The 18,129-nt window shown below is 56.5% G+C and carries 16 protein-coding genes and 1 other RNA gene; 9 read left to right on the top strand and 8 right to left on the bottom strand.

Going from position 1 to position 18,129, the window contains the following annotated elements; genetic code table 11:
- Nucleotides 1–66: 66 nt before the first annotated feature.
- Nucleotides 67–885, top strand: coding sequence for an HMP-PP phosphatase (cof, locus tag EBL_RS13910; RefSeq protein ID WP_002444597.1), 819 nt, complete (start codon nucleotides 67–69; stop codon nucleotides 883–885).
- Nucleotides 886–1,442: 557 nt separating this feature from the next.
- Here cof and EBL_RS13905 read toward each other — a convergent pair.
- Nucleotides 1,443–2,507 carry a PLP-dependent cysteine synthase family protein gene (locus EBL_RS13905; RefSeq protein ID WP_002438948.1) on the bottom strand — a complete coding sequence of 355 codons (1,065 nt, stop codon included), beginning with the start codon at nucleotides 2,505–2,507 and terminating at the stop codon, nucleotides 1,443–1,445.
- Nucleotides 2,508–2,630: 123 nt separating this feature from the next.
- On the opposite strand from EBL_RS13905, the gene EBL_RS13900 reads away from it, so the two are divergent.
- The 5 genes from EBL_RS13900 (at nucleotide 2,631) to amtB (ending at nucleotide 8,591) form a co-directional block, all read left to right on the top strand.
- Nucleotides 2,631–3,092: an Lrp/AsnC family transcriptional regulator gene (locus EBL_RS13900; protein ID WP_002438950.1), complete on the top strand. Its 462-nt coding sequence runs from the start codon at nucleotides 2,631–2,633 to the stop codon at nucleotides 3,090–3,092.
- A 63-nt stretch (nucleotides 3,093–3,155) separates the two neighbouring features.
- A complete protein-coding gene (locus tag EBL_RS13895; RefSeq protein ID WP_002438953.1) occupies nucleotides 3,156–4,940 on the top strand; it encodes a SmdA family multidrug ABC transporter permease/ATP-binding protein in 1,785 nt (594 codons plus the stop codon).
- A complete protein-coding gene (locus tag EBL_RS13890) occupies nucleotides 4,933–6,726 on the top strand; it encodes a SmdB family multidrug efflux ABC transporter permease/ATP-binding protein (RefSeq protein ID WP_002438955.1) in 1,794 nt (597 codons plus the stop codon). Before EBL_RS13895 ends, EBL_RS13890 begins: the two co-directional genes overlap by 8 nt.
- A gap of 215 nt (nucleotides 6,727–6,941) precedes the next feature.
- On the top strand, nucleotides 6,942–7,280 hold the full coding sequence (glnK, locus tag EBL_RS13885) for a P-II family nitrogen regulator (RefSeq protein ID WP_002438956.1): 339 nt from the start codon (nucleotides 6,942–6,944) through the stop codon (nucleotides 7,278–7,280).
- 30 nt (nucleotides 7,281–7,310) lie between these two features.
- Nucleotides 7,311–8,591, top strand: a complete 1,281-nt coding sequence (gene amtB / locus EBL_RS13880) for an ammonium transporter AmtB (protein ID WP_002438958.1) — start codon at nucleotides 7,311–7,313, stop codon at nucleotides 8,589–8,591.
- A 48-nt stretch (nucleotides 8,592–8,639) separates the two neighbouring features.
- Here the strand turns inward: amtB and tesB are convergent, their stop codons facing one another.
- Nucleotides 8,640–9,503 (bottom strand): acyl-CoA thioesterase II, encoded by an 864-nt coding sequence (tesB, locus tag EBL_RS13875; protein WP_002438960.1) that lies wholly within the window; start codon nucleotides 9,501–9,503, stop codon nucleotides 8,640–8,642.
- 207 nt (nucleotides 9,504–9,710) lie between these two features.
- Between tesB and EBL_RS13870 the strand changes: the two genes are divergently transcribed.
- Nucleotides 9,711–10,241, top strand: a complete 531-nt coding sequence (locus tag EBL_RS13870; RefSeq protein WP_002438961.1) for a YbaY family lipoprotein — start codon at nucleotides 9,711–9,713, stop codon at nucleotides 10,239–10,241.
- Between the two features lie 51 nt (nucleotides 10,242–10,292).
- Here EBL_RS13870 and EBL_RS13865 read toward each other — a convergent pair whose 3' ends face one another.
- A complete protein-coding gene (locus EBL_RS13865; RefSeq protein WP_002438962.1) occupies nucleotides 10,293–10,601 on the bottom strand; it encodes an MGMT family protein in 309 nt (102 codons plus the stop codon).
- Nucleotides 10,602–10,775: 174 nt separating this feature from the next.
- Between EBL_RS13865 and ffs the strand changes: the two genes are divergently transcribed.
- Nucleotides 10,776–10,872, top strand: an RNA gene (gene ffs, locus EBL_RS20090) — signal recognition particle sRNA small type.
- A 63-nt stretch (nucleotides 10,873–10,935) separates the two neighbouring features.
- Here the strand turns inward: ffs and EBL_RS13860 are convergent.
- The 5 genes from EBL_RS13860 to EBL_RS13840 form a co-directional block, all read right to left on the bottom strand.
- A complete protein-coding gene (locus EBL_RS13860) occupies nucleotides 10,936–11,409 on the bottom strand; it encodes a YlaC family protein (protein ID WP_002438964.1) in 474 nt (157 codons plus the stop codon).
- 392 nt (nucleotides 11,410–11,801) lie between these two features.
- On the bottom strand, nucleotides 11,802–12,020 hold the full coding sequence (locus EBL_RS13855; RefSeq protein ID WP_002438965.1) for an HHA domain-containing protein: 219 nt from the start codon (nucleotides 12,018–12,020) through the stop codon (nucleotides 11,802–11,804).
- A 24-nt stretch (nucleotides 12,021–12,044) separates the two neighbouring features.
- Nucleotides 12,045–12,425 carry an Hha toxicity modulator TomB gene (tomB, locus tag EBL_RS13850; protein WP_002438967.1) on the bottom strand — a complete coding sequence of 127 codons (381 nt, stop codon included), beginning with the start codon at nucleotides 12,423–12,425 and terminating at the stop codon, nucleotides 12,045–12,047.
- Nucleotides 12,426–12,953: 528 nt separating this feature from the next.
- Nucleotides 12,954–16,109, bottom strand: coding sequence for a multidrug efflux RND transporter permease subunit AcrB (acrB, locus tag EBL_RS13845; protein ID WP_002438968.1), 3,156 nt, complete (start codon nucleotides 16,107–16,109; stop codon nucleotides 12,954–12,956).
- Between the two features lie 22 nt (nucleotides 16,110–16,131).
- Complete coding sequence (locus tag EBL_RS13840) at nucleotides 16,132–17,307, bottom strand: efflux RND transporter periplasmic adaptor subunit (RefSeq protein WP_002438970.1); 1,176 nt, start codon at nucleotides 17,305–17,307, stop codon at nucleotides 16,132–16,134.
- Nucleotides 17,308–17,448: 141 nt separating this feature from the next.
- Here EBL_RS13840 and acrR point away from each other — a divergent pair, with 141 nt between their 5' ends.
- Complete coding sequence (acrR, locus tag EBL_RS13835) at nucleotides 17,449–18,114, top strand: multidrug efflux transporter transcriptional repressor AcrR (RefSeq protein ID WP_002438971.1); 666 nt, start codon at nucleotides 17,449–17,451, stop codon at nucleotides 18,112–18,114.
- The last annotated feature ends 15 nt before the right edge of the window (nucleotides 18,115–18,129 follow it).

Genomic DNA, 18,129 nt, shown 5'->3' with positions numbered 1-18,129 from the left:
TATTTGTTCCGCATATAACAGCCGATACTGAACGGCATGTTAAGTGCCTCACACCGCGAGGAATGTATGACACAACTGGTTGCGTTTGATATGGACGGCACCCTGCTGATGCCGGATCACCGCCCCGGGGATGAAACCCTGCGTACCCTTGGCCGCCTGCGCGAGCGCGGCATTACGCTGACCTTCGCCACCGGGCGCCATATTCTGGAAATGCAGCCTCTGTTGCGCCGGTTTGGGTTATCCGGCTGGCTGATTACCGGTAACGGCACCCGGATCCACAGCGCCAGTGGGGAGCCGCTGTTTCGCTGTGATCTGGCCCCGGAGGTGGCGGAGTCTGTGCTCCACAGCCACTGGGATACCCGGGCGAGTATGCACGTGTTTAATGACAGCGGCTGGCTGACCGACAAGCCGCTGCCCGAGTTGCTGAAGGCCCACGGCTACAGCGGGTTTCAGTATCAGTTAGCGGATCTGCGGCGCCTGAGCGCCCATGAGGTCACCAAAATCTGTTTTTGCGGCGACCATGAAGATTTATGCCAGTTACGCATTGCGTTGCAGGAACAGTTAGGCGACAGCGCCGCCGTCTGTTTTTCAGCGGTAGACTGCCTGGAAGTATTGCCTCACAACTGCAACAAAGGCACCGCGCTGCGGGCGCTGAGCGAGCGGCTGGCGATACCGCTTAGGGAGTGTATGGCGTTTGGCGATGCGATGAACGACCAGGAGATGCTCTCCTGTGTCGGGCGCGGGGTGATAATGGGGAATGCGATGCCCCAGCTTATTCAGTCCCTGCCGCAGCTGCCGGTCATCGGCCACTGTGCCGGTCAGGCCATTGCCCACTATTTGACACATTGGCTGGACACACCACATCTGAGTTATTCCCCCGAATAATGAGGCATTACAGCCAGCCGGGACAGTGTCCCGGCTTTTTTTATGTGAAGGGGGGCGAATAGCGATTCGCATCCGCTTCAGGTTCAGACATATGAACGCCCGGTGAACGGGTTCCGCTCCCCTACGATGGGCACTCATATGTTGTGTGCGGAACCTGGTCGCGTTCCAGGAGGGGGGACCGGCCCCCTCCTGGAGACCTCGCCGGCCCGCGGTCAATCGCCGCTGCGCGGTTCGCTGCAACTCCGGTTTGCTCTGGCGGACCAGTCAGGATTCGGCATCCATGCCTCAACCTTCCTTCTGGCTGCCATCCTGGCAGCCAGTCCTTGAGCTGCACCTGCGTTTTCGCCGATTGCCTTTATGCGGGGGGTTAACACCCTCGCGGCTATTAACTGATATTCAGCGGCATTCCAGCCGCTGAAACTGTTTTGTTTTACCGCAGGGGGCAGCCCTGCGTAAAAGTAATGTCGGTTGTCTGGGCGCGGAGCCCGTTCACTGAATGGACATGTTCCGAATCATATTGCCAGCACTAAAGCGACTATTTGGGGAGGACGGGGCGGCTACATACTATGGCTATTGCCGTCGAGCAATGCTGCCAGTTGCTGCTGGCTGGCACTTAAGTCACCGATATGCTCCGCAACCCACGCCTTGTTGTAGTAGGTATCCAGATAGCGCTCTCCGCTGTCGCACAGCAATGTCACAATAGACCCCTGGCGACCTTCGGCGCGCATTTGCGCGGCCAGCTGCAGGGCCCCCCACATATTGGTGCCGGTAGATGCCCCCGCTTTGCGGCCCAGAACCGTCTCCAGCCAGTGAAGGGTGGCAATGCTGGCGCTGTCTGCCACCGGGATCATGTTATCCACCACATCGGGAATAAAGGAAGGCTCCACGCGCGGGCGGCCGATCCCTTCGATCCGGCTGCTGGCGTGGCTGCGCAGTTGCGGATCCCGTTGCTGCCAGTAGTCATAAAATACTGAGTTTTCAGGATCAACCACCACCAGCTGGGTGGGGTGCCCCTGGTAGCGCAGGTAGCGGCCAATGGTTGCCGAGGTGCCCCCGGTTCCGGCGCTCATCACTATATAGTCCGGCACCGGGTGGGGCTCGCAGCGCATCTGGCGAAAGATACTCTCGGCAATATTGTTATTGCCGCGCCAGTCGGTGGCCCGCTCAGCATAGGTAAACTGATCCATATAGTGGCCGTTGAGCTCCCGGGCCAGCTGCTCAGAGGCGGCGTAAATTTCACAGGCGCTGTTCACAAAATGGCAGCGGCCACCGTAAAACTCAATTTGCTCAATTTTACGCCGGGCGGTGCTGGCGGGCATCACGGCGATAAACGGCAGCCCCAGCAGGCGGGCGAACCAGGCCTCAGACACCGCCGTAGAGCCGGAGGAGGACTCAATCACCGGCGTGCCCTGTTTGATCCAGCCGTTACACAGACCATATAAAAACAGGGAGCGGGCCAGCCGGTGTTTCAGGCTGCCGGTGGGGTGGGTGCTTTCATCTTTAAGGTAGATATTGATGCCCGGAAACGCCGGTAAACACAGGCGGATCAGGTGCGTGTCGGCCGAGCGCTGGGCATCGGCATTGATTTCATTAATGGCGTAGGTTACCCAGTTAGCGGTCATGGTGGCTCCTGCGGGGCAGACAATCTTTCAGGGAGCTATGCTATGGCAAACTGCGGAAAAAAAGGTTGCTAAATTGCCCATATAAATGCTTTTCTGGGGAAAATTTTACTCCAGGGTGGCGAAATGATAGATAAAACTGACCGGAAGCTGCTGGCACTGCTGCAGCAGGATTGCACACTCTCTTTGCAGGCGCTGGCAGATGCAGTTAATCTGACCACCACCCCGTGCTGGAAGCGCCTGAAACGGCTGGAAGAGTCCGGCATTATCCAGGGCCATGTGGCGCTGCTGGATGCGGAAAAACTGGGCATCGGCCTGACGGCTTTCGTGCTGATTAAAACCCAGATGCACAGCCGCGAGTGGTACTGTGAGTTTGTCCGGGTGGTCAGCAGTATGCCGGAGGTGCTGGGCTTCTGGCGCATGGCCGGGGAGTATGACTATCTGATGCGCGTTCAGGTGGCAGATATGAAACGCTATGATGATTTTTACAAGCGGATGGTCAACCAGGTTCCCGGGCTAAGCGATGTCACTTCGAGTTTTGCCATGGAGCAGATAAAATACACCACAGCACTGCCGCTGGGAGAGTGATCCCGGCGGCCCGTTTTTGTTTTTTCTCCCGTGCCGTTTACCGGCTACCAGGAACCCAATCGCGTGCGATTATTTACTCAGTTAGGCTGGTACTTCAGCCAGGAGTGGCGGCGCTACCTCGGCGCTGTGGCTCTGCTTATGTTTATTGCCATGCTGCAACTGATTCCGCCACGGCTGGTGGGGGTAATCGTTGACAGCGTGACCCGCGAACACGCCAGCGCCTCCCGGATCCTGATGTGGATCGGGGTGATGGTGCTCATCGCCGTGATGGTCTACTTGCTGCGCTATGTGTGGCGCATTTTGCTGTTTGGTGCGTCTTACCAGCTGGCGGTGCGCCTGCGGGCAGATTTTTATCGCCAGCTCAGCCAACAGCAGAGCCGTTTTTACCTTAACCACCGCACCGGCGACTTAATGGCCCGCGCCACCAACGATGTGGATCGGGTGGTGTTTGCGGCCGGGGAAGGGGTATTAACCCTGGTGGACTCGATGGTAATGGGCTGTGCGGTACTGATCATGATGAGTACCCAGATAAGCGGCCCGCTCACACTGCTGGCGCTGCTTCCGATGCCGGTCATGGCGCTGGTGATCCACCGCTACGGCAATCAGCTTCACGAGCGGTTTAAACTGGCTCAGGGGTCGTTCTCCTCACTAAACGATCGCACCCAGGAGAGCCTGAGCAGTATCCGGATGATCAAGGCTTTTGGCCTGGAAGATCGCCAGTCGGCCCTGTTTGCCCGCGACGCAAAACTGACCGGCGAGCGCAATATGCGGGTTGCCCGGGTTGACGCCCGTTTTGACCCGACCATCTATATCGCCATCGGTATGGCGAACTTACTGGCAGTGGGGGGCGGTAGCTGGATGGTACTCCACGGCAGCCTGACACTGGGCCAGCTCACCAGCTTTATGATGTACCTGGGGCTGATGATCTGGCCCATGCTGGCGCTGGCGTGGATGTTTAACATTGTTGAGCGCGGTAGTGCGGCCTACAGCCGGATCCGCAGCCTGCTGAACGAGCCGCCGGTAGTGGCCGATGGCACCCGGCCGGTGCCGGAAGGGCGCGGCGTGCTGGCGGTGGATATCCGGCAGTTTTGCTACCCGGACACACAACAGCCCACGTTGCACCAGGTGGATTTCCGGTTAGCGCCGGGCAATATGCTGGGATTATGCGGCCCGACCGGCTCCGGGAAAAGCACGTTGCTGGGGCTGCTACAGCGCCAGTTCGATGTGGTGCAGGGTAGTATTTGCTACCAGGGGATTGGGCTGTCTGAGCTGCAACTGGATAGCTGGCGCGCCCGGCTGGCGGTCGTCAGCCAGACACCTTTTTTATTCTCTGACACGGTTGCCAGTAATATTGCTCTCGGCAGGCCAGAGGCCACCCGGGAGCAGATTGAACAGGCGGCGCGTCTGGCCTCGGTCCATGAGGATATTTTACGCCTGCCGGAAGGGTACGACACCGAGGTAGGCGAGCGCGGCGTAATGCTTTCCGGCGGCCAGAAACAGCGTATCTCGATTGCCAGGGCGCTGCTGATGGAGGCAGAAATTCTGCTGCTGGATGATGCGCTCTCTGCGGTGGACGGGCGCACGGAACACCAGATCCTCGACAATCTGCGCCACTGGGGGCAGGGGCGCACGGTGATTATCAGCGCTCACCGGTTATCCGCCCTGACCCACGCCAGTGAGATTCTGGTGCTCGCCCGGGGGGAAGTTGCCCAGCGTGGTCAGCATGAGCAGCTACTGGCCCGGCCGGGCTGGTATCGTGATATGTACCGTTACCAGCAACTGGAAGCCGCGCTGGATGACGGGCCAGAGGCCCGTAACAAGCAGGAAGAAGAGGCAAGCAATGCGTAATTTCGGGCAGTTATGGCCTACGTTAAAGCGCCTGCTGGCCTATGGTTCGCCATGGCGTAAGCAGCTGATTATTGCGGTGGTGATGCTGTGGGTCGCGGCTGCGGCAGAGGTGAGCGGGCCGGCGCTTATCAGCTATTTTATTGATAATCTGGTGGTCAGCCGCCAGCTACCCCTGGGCTGGGTCTCTGGCCTGGTGGCGGCCTACATTGGCCTGCAACTGCTGGCCGCCGGGCTGCATTACAGCCAGTCGCTGTTGTTTAACCAGGCCGCCGTCGGGGTGGTGCAGCAGCTGCGTACCGATGTGATGGATGCCGCGCTGCGCCAGCCGCTGCGCGAGTTTGATACCCAGCCGGTGGGGCAGCTTATCTCCCGGGTGACGAACGATACGGAGGTGATCCGCGATCTGTATGTGACGGTGGTGGCAACGGTACTGCGCAGCGCCGCACTGGTGGGGGCGATGCTGGTGGCGATGTTCAGCCTGAACTGGCGCATGGCGCTGGTGGCGATTGCCATCTTCCCGGCGGTTCTGGTGGTGATGGTGATTTACCAGCGCCTGAGTACGCCGGTGGTGCGCCGGGTGCGTGGTTACCTGGCGGATATTAACGATGGTTTTAATGAAATCATCAACGGGATGAGCGTGATTCAGCAGTTCCGCCAGCAGCGCCGGTTTGGCGAGCGGATGCTGGCCGCCAGCGAAGCCCACTATCAGGCCCGGATGCAGATCCTGCGCCTGGACGGCTTTTTACTGCGCCCGCTGCTGAGCCTGTTTTCCGCCCTGATTCTGTGTGGCCTGCTGATTTTGTTTGGGTTTTCCGCCTCCGGGAGTATTGAGGTCGGGGTGCTGTATGCGTTTATCAGCTACCTCGGGCGGCTTAACGAGCCTTTAATCGAGCTGACCACTCAGCAGTCCATGCTCCAGCAGGCGGTAGTGGCCGGGGAGCGGGTCTTCGAGCTGATGGATAAACCCCGCCAGGGGTATGGCCCGGATACGCGCCCGCTGGAGGCGGGGGAGATTACCCTGCGGGATCTCTCGTTTGCCTACCGGGCCGATAACCTGGTGCTGCGCGATATTAACCTGCATATTCCCGCCCGGCAGTTTGTGGCCCTGGTGGGGCACACGGGCAGCGGCAAGAGCACGCTTGCCAATTTGCTGATGGGTTACTACCCGCTGACCCGGGGGGAGATCCTGTTTGACGGCCGCCCGCTGGAGAGCCTGAGCCACAGCGTATTGCGCAGCGGAATTGCGATGGTGCAACAGGATCCGGTGGTGATGGCCGATACCTTTCTGGCAAACGTCACCCTCGGGCGCGATATCAGCGAAGCGCAGGTCTGGCAGGCGCTGGAAACGGTACAACTGGCGGCGCTGGCCCGCAGCCTGCCGGAGGGGATCCACACCCTGCTCGGGGAGCAGGGCAATACGTTATCCGTCGGGCAAAAGCAGTTACTGGCGCTGGCGCGGGTGCTGGTGGATTTGCCTGAAATCCTGATCCTTGATGAGGCAACGGCAAATATTGACTCCGGTACTGAGCAGGCGATTCAGCAGGCGCTCAGACTGGTGCGCCAGCACACCACCCTGGTGGTGATTGCGCACCGGCTGTCCACCATTACCGAGGCGGACACCATTCTGGTGCTGCACCGCGGCGAGGCAGTCGAGCGGGGCTCCCACCAGCAGCTGCTGGCCGCCCGTGGCCGCTACTGGCAGATGTACCAGCTCCAGCTGGCAGGCCAGGAGCTGGCGCAGGGCGGGCACCAGGCCGCCGGGGCCGGTATCGCCACACCCCCCTGACCGGCGCGCACCGGGAGTGCAATACTGAACAAAAAACGCACTATCACGGTGCGTTTTTTTATTTTCTGATGTCTCCTCCACAGGTTACGGGCCGCCCGGCCCGGTGATTCCCTGTCTCTTCGCTGCGCCATTGCGGTGCTGTTTATTTCTGGCACAGCAATTGCTTTGCTTACCCCGGTACAGATACAGACCTTAATACTCACGGGAGGGGATCTATGAAGCTGGTTACTGTGGTAATCAAACCGTTCAAGCTGGAAGACGTCCGGGAAGCGCTCTCTTCCATCGGTATTCAGGGGCTTACGGTCACGGAAGTGAAAGGCTTTGGCCGCCAGAAAGGGCATGCGGAGTTATATCGCGGCGCGGAGTACAGCGTGAACTTTCTGCCCAAAGTGAAGATAGACGTGGCGATTGCGGATGAGCAGCTCGATGAAGTGATCGAGGTGGTCAGCCAGGCGGCTTATACCGGGAAAATTGGCGACGGCAAAATCTTTGTTGCTGAACTGCAGCGCGTTATCCGGATCCGCACGGGCGAATCCGATGAAGCCGCGCTCTGAGCACTGAAGCCATAATAAGGGGATAAAAAGATGAAAAAACTGTGCTTACTGGCTGCTCTGGCGCTGCTGCCTTCTCTGGCGATAGCGGCTGACTCTGGCGTGGCGGATAAAGCCGACAACGGGTTTATGATGCTGTGTACGGCGCTGGTTCTGTTTATGACCATACCGGGGATTGCCCTGTTTTATGGCGGTCTGATTCGTGCGAAAAACGTGCTGTCGATGCTTACCCAGGTGTCGGTCTCCTTTGCGCTGGTGTGCGTGCTGTGGGTGGTGTATGGCTACTCGCTGGCGTTTGGCAGCGGGAATCATTTCTTTGGCGGCTTTGAGTGGGCGATGCTGAAAAACATTGCGCTGACAGCGCTGAGCGGGTCGTTCTACCAGTATATTCATGTTGCGTTTCAGTGCTCTTTTGCCTGTATTACCGTGGGGCTTATTGTCGGGGCGCTGGCGGAGCGTATTCGCTTCTCCGCACTGCTGATTTTTGTGGTGGTATGGCTGACATTCTCTTACCTGCCGGTTGCCCATATGGTCTGGGGCGGCGGCCTGCTGGCGAGCCACGGCGCGCTGGATTTTGCAGGCGGCACCGTGGTGCATATTAACGCCGCCGTGGCGGGCCTGGTGGGCGCCTACCTGATGGGCAAGCGCGTGGGCTTCGGCAAAGAGTCATTTAAACCTCATAATCTGCCGATGGTGTTTACCGGCACTGCTGTCCTCTATTTTGGCTGGTTCGGGTTTAATGCCGGTTCAGCCAGTGCCGCGAATGAAATTGCCGCTCTGGCGTTTGTGAACACGGTGGTGGCGACGGCGGCGGCAATTCTGGCCTGGATATTTGGTGAATGGGCGCTGCGCGGTAAGCCGTCATTACTGGGGGCCTGCTCTGGCGCGATTGCCGGGCTGGTGGGGATTACGCCTGCCTGTGGTTATGTGGGGGTGGGCGGGGCGCTGCTCATCGGTATTGCGGCTGGTCTGGCTGGCCTGTGGGGGGTCACGATGCTCAAGCGCTGGCTGCGGGTTGATGATCCCTGCGATGTGTTCGGTGTCCACGGGGTGTGCGGTATTGTGGGGTGCATTCTGACCGGGGTATTTGCAGACACCTCGCTGGGCGGCGTGGGGTATGCGCAGGGGGTCACCATGGCCCATCAGGTGATGGTCCAGCTGGAGAGCGTCGTTATCACGGTGGTGTGGTCTGCGGTGGTGGCGTTTATCGGCTTTAAACTGGCGGATGTGATAGTCGGGCTGCGGGTGCCGGAAGAGCAGGAGCGCGAAGGGCTGGATGTGAACAGCCATGGTGAGAATGCGTATAACAGTTGACCGGAACAGATAAAAAAACGGTGCCGCAGGCACCGTTTTTTTTTACCCTCAGGGCTGGCGCTGGCGCATAACCCCTTCCTGCACCGCAGAGGCGACCAGCACCCCGTCGCGGGTATAGAACTCGCCCCGCACAAATCCCCGGGCGCCGGAGGCGGAAGTGCTCTCCACGTTATACAGCAGCCAGTCGTTCATATTAACCGGGCGGTGGAACCACATGGAGTGGTCGATGGTGGCCACCTGCATGCCGGGCTCCAGGAATCCGACCCCGTGCGGCTGTAGCGCGGTGGGCAGGAAGTTGAAATCAGAGGCATAACCCAGCAGATACTGATGGATGCGCAAATCGTCCGGCACCGTGCCATTAGCCCGCAGCCAGACCTGGCGGGTGGGGGTATCCACATGGCCCTGGAGCGGGTTATGGAACACCACCGGGCGGATTTCCAGCGGTTTTTCAATCAGAAACTTTTCTTTAAGTACCGGCGGCAGCAGGTGCTCGAATTTACGCGCAATGTCCGTTTCTGTGGGAATACTCTCCGGGGCGGGGGCTTCGGGCATGGGTTTCTGGTGTTCAAAACCAGGCTCCGGCCCCTGGAAAGAGGCCGTCATATAGAATATGGGTTTGCCGTTCTGAATGGCGGAGACCCGGCGGGCGCTGAAGCTGTTGCCGTCGCGCAGCACTTCGACGTCGTAAATGATGGGTTTCTGGCTGTCCCCGGGGCGCAGAAAATAGCTATGAAACGAGTTCACGAAACGCTCTGAGGGCACCGTATCGGTGGCGGCATAGAGTGCCTGACCCACGACCTGGCCGCCAAATACCTGGCGCAGGCCCAGATCCTGGCTCTGACCGCGAAACAGACCTTCTTCAAGTTTTTCCAGATTAAGCAATGCCAGAAGCGTATCAAGGGCGTGACTCATGGTGGATCCTCAGTGGAAACGGTGTCTAATACCGTGAATTATAACATGTTCGTCACATGACAAGGTGGCTAAGATTGGTCCGGATAGTCGGGATTTTTAAGCAAAAACTGTGGTCTGTGCCACACTTACTGTGAAGCCGGTGTTTCATTGGCCGTCCAGCCCCATTATGGTGTGATGGGGAACGGCTTTGATAATAAGGAGAAATTAATGAAACTTATACCACTATTCACGGGCGTAGCCGTTGCGGCTATCCTTGCGGGCTGTGCACAGCAGAACAGCGCGGGAACGGCTCCGCAGGGAACGGATCCTTACGGTATCGCGTCTCTGTCTCAGGGGGAGGCCTCTCAGCCTAATGTCTCCGGTAATGTGATTATCCGCCAGCGTGTTGCGCTGCCACCGGATGCCATTCTGACGGTTACCCTGTCTGATGCAAGCCTTGCGGATGCGCCCGCCAGAGTCCTGGCGCAGAAGGCAGTAAGAACGGAAGGTAAACAGTCGCCGTTCAGTTTTGTTCTGCCCTATGATCCTGCGCAAATCCAGCCCCGGGCCCGGATTCTGCTGAGTGCCGCTGTGTCGGTTAACGGGCGGCTGATGTTTGTTACCGATACGGTACAGCCGATTATCAACCAGGGGGGCACCCGTGCCGACCTGAACCTGGTGCCGGTGCCGCAAACTGCGGTTCCGGTTAACAGCGCTAACGGTGATACCACCGGTAATGGCGCGTTTCTTGCCCGCTAAACGCGGGATGGATAAAAAAGCGATACCAGCCGGTATCGCTTTTTTTTGTGCTCAGGGTCGCCAGCGATAGCGCGCCAGATCAACCACCCCGTCGCCGGAGACCATCACGCCTTCAGCCAGCAGGGCCTGGCGCTGGCGCTGTAAACCGGGCCCGGTCAGGGAAATTGCTCCGTAACGATTCACCACCCGGTGCCAGGGGAGCTGGCTGCCTTCCGGCAGGCGTTTTAGCACGCCGCCCACCTGGCGGGCCGCCCGTGGCGATCCCGCAAGCTGCGCTACTTCACCGTAGGTTGTCACGCATCCTTCTGGAATGGCGGCAACGATTTGCCATACCCGCTGGGGGAAGGTGGCGTCAGACATATCCGGGCTCCGCTTATCAGTAAGCTGTTCAGCATAATCGCCGGGAAGAGGGCTGTGAAGAGGTCGCTGAGCAAGAAAACGGCACCCGGTCGGTAACGGCTTGCAATTGCCTGCGCCAGCAGGGATAATGCGCCTGCGCTGCGGGGAAGTTTCCGCAGCTCTCAATGGGGGCCCTGTTGGTTCTCCCGCAACGCTACTCTGTTTACCAGGTCAGGTCCGGAAGGAAGCAGCCAGAGCAGATGACGTGTGTGCCGGGATGTAGCTGGCAGGGCCCCCACCCATTTGTATCTTCCTGTCGTTATCCCGTTTGTTTCTGCCTGCCGGTATGTTGTGCTCAGGCTGTCGTGGCGCTGTTTTTATCCAGCGCGAAAATATCATAATAAGAGAGCTGGCCCTTGGTGGTTAACATCCGGCGCAGGTGATGCTTTTGCCCGCTGCTCACCGCCGGTGAGTGCAGGATATTGTCAATAAGCGACTGGGGGACATAGCGGGTGTTGTACCATTCCCCGTTATAACAGACGCGGAAGTCCAGCACGTCAATATCGCTATAGTGGTAGCGTGGGTTGACGTCGAAAAAGAAAAAGCCGTTCAGAATGATAAACAGGACATTCAGCAGCCAGACCGAGTCAGCCAGGGTCGGGGAGTAGAGCATGACCAGCAGCGTGGCCAGCCATCCGGCATACATGGCAATGAACAGGCCCGGAAAGCGGCGAATGAAACTGATACTGAAACGCGGCAGGTTATCGCGTTTTTCCTGGCGGTTGATCTGGGCGATATTATCGGTAAGCAGGCGCTGGATTTCTGTCATGTTATGAACTCTTCGACAAATTAGCGAGGCAGGTGATTTCCCGCGTAGTGTGCCTTGTTCTGATGTTACATAACAGTAACAGTTGATAACAAAAAAAGCGTAACAGATTTTCAGTGGCGGCGGGCGGGCGTCTGGTACGCCCGGGCCCCGGTTTTAAAAAACGCGGCAATGCCGGTCCCGGCATGAGGGTATTGCTGTGTTTTCGTTTTTTTAGTACCACAATGGGGGTACAGCTGTCTGCCAGAAAATGATTCTGCGCCGTGCATAATAGTTGAAATATCGCATCGCGGAAAAAGCACTAATAATATTGCTGGTATAAAAAGGGGAGGGCACCAGATAATTTGTTAATGCTTTAGCATGATAATTGCGCCGGGCTATTCCATTTACGCTGTTTAGCGGACAAATTTCCACACAGATGATGGGATTTTGTCATAAAGTTTATTCATCGTCAGCTCTGCAAGGCGATGATCCGCTGCTGAGTAAAACACCGCCAGCTCTGTATCGGATAATTCATATTTATTCTTTTCAATAACGCGTTCCAGGGTGTCAATTGTCTGGCAGCGACGCAGACGCATTAAATAATCGGTCTTAGTTAGTGGCTTTTCGGACATAATTTATTGCCTTAAATCATCATTTTATTTTTCGAGAGAGAGGCTAACCGGGTTAGCTCTGCTTGCGTTGACGAAGCACCGGAACAGGCGATTTCCTGACTTCTGCCACTTCTGGAGATCTTTTGCATCAATGCCGTAGTTGCTGAAAAGTGTAAAGGTATCGTCCAGATACTCGTCAATTTGTTCAATTAATTTACTGTCATCATCATACTTAATCTTATAATTAAGTGCGAAAGTCGCTATGTGCTCAATTAAGTCGTTCAGCTGAAGGTTTATGGCAGATGTTGGATCATTAACCCAACCCCGGTTAGTTTCCCCAAGATTCGCCAGACAGTCATGATAGAGAGTTTCGCAAAGAAAACGCAGTTGCGCTATATCATGCCGTTTTGGTGAGTACTCGTCCATCTTGCATCCCCCCATTATCAGATATTCGGATAAATACGTCGGGCTAGCGTGAACACACCATCTGGTGGAGATGAATTGGCTTTACCATAGACTTACAGTGTTAACTATAAATCACCGCGGGCCTTTTTTCCTTCTGTGATTACGAAAAATTACAATTACGACTAAATGTTTCCTGCACTCAGTAGTGCTGTAATAAACAACATGTCTGCCCCGGCGGCGTCGCGGTACTGACAACGCGATTAAGATACTGATTTTTTCGTGATTCTCGAAAAAATGTTAATTACACCAGGAGTAATATCAGCCAGCCGAATAAATACCAGACCAGACAACAGCCACGACTTAACCGGCACAGAAAGCAGGAAGGTTTGCTGTACGGGTCGCTATGCTAACGCTAATCGTTGAGTAACACAATTGCCACAGGGTGTTTTCGTTACAAAATGCGGGGAGTGTTCAAAAACAAAAAAACAGCGTTGCAAAACTGCATATAAAAAAGGCCGCACAAGGCGGCCTTTGGTCTCAGTCAGCGAATTATTGCTGCTGGTTTTCTATTTTATGCGTGTGCTCAATATCTTCACCCTTGCGGCTGAAGCGGCGGCGAACCACCACAAAGAACACCGGCACGAAGAAGATAGCCAGTACGGTTGCTGTCACCATACCGCCCATTACCCCGGTACCGACCGCGTTCTGCGCACCGGAACCGGCGCCAGAACTGATAACCAGCGGCATTACCCCGAGGATAAACGCCAGTGATGTCATCAGAATCGGGCGCAAACGCATACGCACTGCGTCCAGGGTGGCTTCTATCAGGCCCTTGCCTTCTTTTTCCATCAGATCTTTGGCGAATTCTACGATAAGTATCGCGTTTTTCGCCGACAGGCCGATGGTCGTCAGCAGACCCACCTGGAAGTAAACGTCGTTATTCATACCGCGCAGGCTGGCGGCGAGCAGGGCGCCCACAACCCCCAGCGGAACGACCAGCATAACCGAGAACGGAATTGACCAGCTCTCATACAGGGCCGCCAGACACAGGAAGACCACAATCAGCGAGATGGCGTACAGAGACGGCGCCTGGTTACCAGACAGACGTTCCTGATAAGACATCCCCGTCCAGTCGTAGCCGATACCGGTTGGCAGTTTGGAGACCAGCTCTTCCATTAACAGCATCGCTTCACCGGAGCTCTTACCCGGAGCCGGCTGACCAAGAATTTCCATGGACGGCAGGCCGTTGTAACGCTCCAGACGCGGTGAACCGTATTCCCACTTGGTAGAGGCAAAGGCGGCGAACGGCACCATCTGACCGTTGGATCCGCGTACATACCAGGAGTTGATATCAGACGGCAGCATGCGGTATTCGGCCTCAGACATCACGTAGACTTTCTTCACGCGGCCACGGTCGATAAAGTCGTTCACGTAGCTACTCCCCCAGGCGGAGCCAAGGGTGGTGTTGATGTCACTGATGGAGACGCCAAGCGCCTGTGCTTTTTCCTGGTCGATATCAATTTTGAACTGCGGTGTATCTTCCATCCCGTTAGGACGAACGGCAACCAGCAGATCCGGACGCTTAGCCACTTCACCCAGTAACTGGTTACGTGCCTGGGTCAGTTTTTCGTGGCCCAGACCCCCCTGGTCGATAAGCTCAAAGTCAAAACCGGTTGCCGTACCCAGCTCAACAATCGCCGGCAGGTTAAAGGCAAATACCATGGCGTCTTTGATCCCGGCAAAATACTGCGTTGCGCGGGCCGCAATGGCCGGTACTTTGTGCTCTTCGCCCTCACGCTCAGACCAGTCTTTCAGGGAGATAAACGCCAGGCCCACGTTCTGACCACGGCCCTGGAACCCGAAGCCGTTAATCGCAAACACAGATTCAACCGTGTCTTTCTCATGGCTGAGGTAGTAGTTGGTCACCTCATCCATAACTTTCTGCGTCCGCTCCTGGGTTGCACCGGCAGGCAACTGCACCATACTCAGCAACACACCCTGGTCTTCGTCCGGCAGGAACGCGGTCGGCAGGCGGATAAACAGCACCGCCATCGCCAGCACCAGCAGCAGATACAGCACCAGATAACGGCCCGTGCTGCGCAGAATATTCCCCACGCTGTCCGTATAGTGGTTGGTGCTCTTATCAAACATGCGGTTAAACCAGCCGAAGAACCCTTTTTTGTCTTCGCCGTGGTCACCCTGTTTAACCGGTTTTAGCATAGTGGCGCACAGCGCCGGGGTCAGGATCATTGCCACCAGTACCGACAGCACCATCGCGGAAACGATAGTAATGGAGAACTGGCGATAAATCGCCCCGGTAGAGCCGCCGAAGAAGGCCATCGGGATAAATACCGCAGACAGCACCATGGCAATACCCACCAGCGCGCCCTGAATCTGGCCCATGGACTTACGGGTCGCTTCTTTAGGGGGCAGGCCTTCTTCCACCATGACGCGTTCCACGTTTTCCACCACCACGATGGCGTCATCCACCAGCAGGCCGATGGCGAGCACCATGGCGAACATCGTCAGGGTGTTTATGGAGAAGCCAAACGCCGCCAGAATGGCGAATGTCCCCAGCAACACCACCGGCACCGCGATCGTCGGAATCAGCGTAGCGCGGAAGTTTTGCAGGAACAGGTACATCACCACAAACACCAGCACGATAGCTTCGGCCAGGGTTTTCACCACTTCGAAAATAGAAATTTTAACGAAGGGGGTGGTGTCGTAAGGGTAAACAACCTCCAGACCGTGGGGGAAGTAGGGCTTCAGTTTGTTGATGGTGGCGCGCACGGCGTTCGCAGTATCAAGGGCGTTTGCGCCGGTAGCCAGTTTAATCCCCAGCCCGGACGCCGGTTTGCCGTTGAACTTAGCAACCACGTCGTAGTTTTCACCACCCAGCTCCACTTTCGCCACATCGCGCAGCAGCACCCGGGAGCCGTCCTGATTTACCTTCAGGAAGATTTTCCCGAACTCTTCAGCACTGGTCAGACGGGTCTGGGCCGTGATAGAGGAGTTCAGCTGCTGGCCTTTAATGGCCGGCACCCCGCCTAACTGCCCGGCGGCAACCTGGGCGTTCTGCGCTTTGATGGCGGTAATCACATCAACCGGGGTCAACTGGTAGTTGTTCAGTTTGTTCGGGTCCATCCAGATACGCATCGCGTACTGGGCACCGAACAGCTGCACATCACCCACGCCGTTAGTACGGCTGACCGGGTCTTTGAGGTTTGATGCCAGATAGTCGGCGATATCGTTCTGGTCCATGGAACCGTCACTGCTGATCATCCCCATAACCATCAGGAAGCTACTGGAGGATTTTTCAACACTGATCCCCTGTTGCTGTACTTCCTGGGGCAGCAGCGGTGTTGCCAGCGACAGTTTGTTCTGAACCTGAACCTGCGCGATATCCGGATCAGTACCGGAATCAAAGGTCAGCGTGATTTGTACCGTACCAGAAGAGTCACTGGTTGAGGACATATACAGCAGCCCGTCAATCCCGTTCATATTCTGTTCGATAACCTGTGTCACCGTATCCTGCACGGTTTTCGCATCAGCACCCGGGTAGACGGCGGAGATCTGAACGGCCGGTGGCGCAATCGTCGGATATTGCGCAATCGGCAGCTTCAGGATCGATAACGCCCCTGCCAGCATGATGATAATGGCGATAACCCAGGCAAAAATCGGGCGATCGATAAAAAACTTAGCCATGTCTTAACGGCTCCTGTTTAAGTTAAGACTTAGTCTGCCCGGTGCTGGCCGGGGCGGTTTCGGTGATTTCCTGAGGAGTCACCTGAGCGCCGGCTCTGACTTTCTGCAGACCGGTGACAATCACCCGGTCACCTGCTTTCAGGCCGCTGGTAACCAGCCATTTATCACCGATTGCGGTAGGTGCCGTAATCGTGCGGTTTTCGACTTTATTATCTGCACCAACAACCAGCGCGGAAGCATCACCACGCGGCGTGCGGGTCACACCCTGCTGGGGAACCAGCAGCGCATCGCTGCGTACACCTTCTTCCAGCCGGGCTCTTAAGAACATCCCCGGCAGCAGGGTGTGGTCCGGGTTGGGGAAAATGGCCCGCAGCGTAATAGAGCCGGTGGTCTGGTCTACGGTAACGTCAGAGAATTCCAGGCTCCCGGTCTGCGGGAAGGTCACCCCTTCAGCGGTCACCACCGTGACTTTCGCCTTGCCGTTTTCCTGTTTCAGGGTGCCGTTTGCCAGCTCCTGCTTCAGGCGCAGAAAATCTTCTGATGACTGGGTCACATCCACATAAATAGGATCCAGCTGCTGCACTACCGCCATCGCTGTGGACTGGCCGTTTTGCACCAGCGCCCCTTCGGTCACGGCAGATTTACCGATCCGCCCGGTAATCGGGGAGGTCACTTTGGTATAAGCGAGGTTAATCCGCGCAGTCTCAACCGCTGCTTTTGCCGCCACAACGGCCGCATTGGCTTGCTGTAAATTCGCCACCGCGGTGTCGTAATCCTGCTGACTGATGTACTTAGTACCCAGCAGCGGTTTATAGCGGTTAACGGTCAGCTGTGCGATTTTGGCCGCGGCGTTGGCTTTCGCCAGATCGCCCTTCGCGCTGTCGTATGTGGCCTGATAGGTGGCGGGATCTATCTGGTATAACGAAACCCCGGCCTGGACATCACTGCCCTCGATAAAGTTTCGTTTCAGAATAATACCACTCACCTGAGGTCGAACTTCAGCCACCCGGTACGGGCTGGTGCGGCCCGGAAGTTCTGTCGTGATGGGCAGTGTTTCAGCTTTGAGTGTGACAACGCCGACTTCAGGCGCAGCGGCAGCCTGTTGCTGAGCGTCCTTATTATCACATCCGGTTAGCACGGCGCTACCCGCGAGCATCAGGACGACCGCCAGAGGCGTTAACCCTCTGTTTTTATTCATAGGTGAACCTCAAGTGTCCGATTTGAAAATAGATCAATGGATTGATGGGTTAAAAGCCATTGCTGCTTTATATTATTGTTCCGCTATGGTACATACATTCATTATTGTATGTAACACTGCCCTCTGTAAATACACCGTCCCATGGCACGAAAAACCAAACAACAAGCGCTCGAAACCAGAAAGCACATCATTGATGTTGCTATTAAATTATTCTCGCAGCAGGGCGTGTCCGCGACTTCCTTAACGGATATTGCCATCGCCGCGGGGGTAACGCGTGGCGCGATATACTGGCATTTTAAAAACAAAGCTGATTTGTTCAATGAAATATGGGAATCATCAGAGGCAACAATCAGCGACTTAGAGCTAGAGTATCGGGCAAAATACCCCGATGATCCACTGGCGGCGTTAAGAGAAATTTTAATCTACATTCTGCGTGCCACAGTGACCGAAGAGCGGCGGCGCCTGATGATGGAAATTTTGTTTCACAAATGTGAGTTTGTGGGGGAGATGGCCGCCGCCCGGGAGGCCCAGCGAAAGCTCTGCATGGAAGGCTACGATCGCATTGAGCATGCGCTGCAGCGCTGCATCACCGCCGGGTTACTCCCGGCTGATTTACATGTCCACCGCGCCGCAGTATTAATGCGCAGCTATATATGCGGGCTGATGGAAAACTGGCTTTTTACCCCGCAACTTTTTGATCTTGATAAGGAATCCGCAGTGTACGTGGATATTCTTATCGAGATGTTCTGCCGCTGCCCCTCGGTGCGCATCGCGCCCGAAAACCCGCCCTCAGCGGGCGGCGAATAATTCAGATTTCTCCAC

The organism is Shimwellia blattae DSM 4481 = NBRC 105725 (genome assembly GCF_000262305.1).
Classification (GTDB): domain Bacteria; phylum Pseudomonadota; class Gammaproteobacteria; order Enterobacterales; family Enterobacteriaceae; genus Shimwellia; species Shimwellia blattae.
Note: the sequence above shows the minus strand (reverse complement) of the source record. Positions and strands in the feature narration are given on the sequence as shown.

Coding starts and splice junctions, on each gene's coding strand:
- acrR (WP_002438971.1), top strand. CDS start 17,449: ATGGCACGAAAAACCAAACAACAAGCGCTCGAAACCAGAAAGCACATC.
- EBL_RS13870 (WP_002438961.1), top strand. CDS start 9,711: ATGAAACTTATACCACTATTCACGGGCGTAGCCGTTGCGGCTATCCTT.
- EBL_RS13890 (WP_002438955.1), top strand. CDS start 4,933: ATGCGTAATTTCGGGCAGTTATGGCCTACGTTAAAGCGCCTGCTGGCC.
- glnK (WP_002438956.1), top strand. CDS start 6,942: ATGAAGCTGGTTACTGTGGTAATCAAACCGTTCAAGCTGGAAGACGTC.
- EBL_RS13905 (WP_002438948.1), bottom strand. CDS start 2,507: ATGACCGCTAACTGGGTAACCTACGCCATTAATGAAATCAATGCCGAT.
- EBL_RS13865 (WP_002438962.1), bottom strand. CDS start 10,601: ATGTCTGACGCCACCTTCCCCCAGCGGGTATGGCAAATCGTTGCCGCC.
- EBL_RS13900 (WP_002438950.1), top strand. CDS start 2,631: ATGATAGATAAAACTGACCGGAAGCTGCTGGCACTGCTGCAGCAGGAT.
- cof (WP_002444597.1), top strand. CDS start 67: ATGACACAACTGGTTGCGTTTGATATGGACGGCACCCTGCTGATGCCG.
- EBL_RS13860 (WP_002438964.1), bottom strand. CDS start 11,409: ATGACAGAAATCCAGCGCCTGCTTACCGATAATATCGCCCAGATCAAC.
- EBL_RS13840 (WP_002438970.1), bottom strand. CDS start 17,307: ATGAATAAAAACAGAGGGTTAACGCCTCTGGCGGTCGTCCTGATGCTC.
- amtB (WP_002438958.1), top strand. CDS start 7,311: ATGAAAAAACTGTGCTTACTGGCTGCTCTGGCGCTGCTGCCTTCTCTG.
- tomB (WP_002438967.1), bottom strand. CDS start 12,425: ATGGACGAGTACTCACCAAAACGGCATGATATAGCGCAACTGCGTTTT.
- acrB (WP_002438968.1), bottom strand. CDS start 16,109: ATGGCTAAGTTTTTTATCGATCGCCCGATTTTTGCCTGGGTTATCGCC.
- tesB (WP_002438960.1), bottom strand. CDS start 9,503: ATGAGTCACGCCCTTGATACGCTTCTGGCATTGCTTAATCTGGAAAAA.
- EBL_RS13855 (WP_002438965.1), bottom strand. CDS start 12,020: ATGTCCGAAAAGCCACTAACTAAGACCGATTATTTAATGCGTCTGCGT.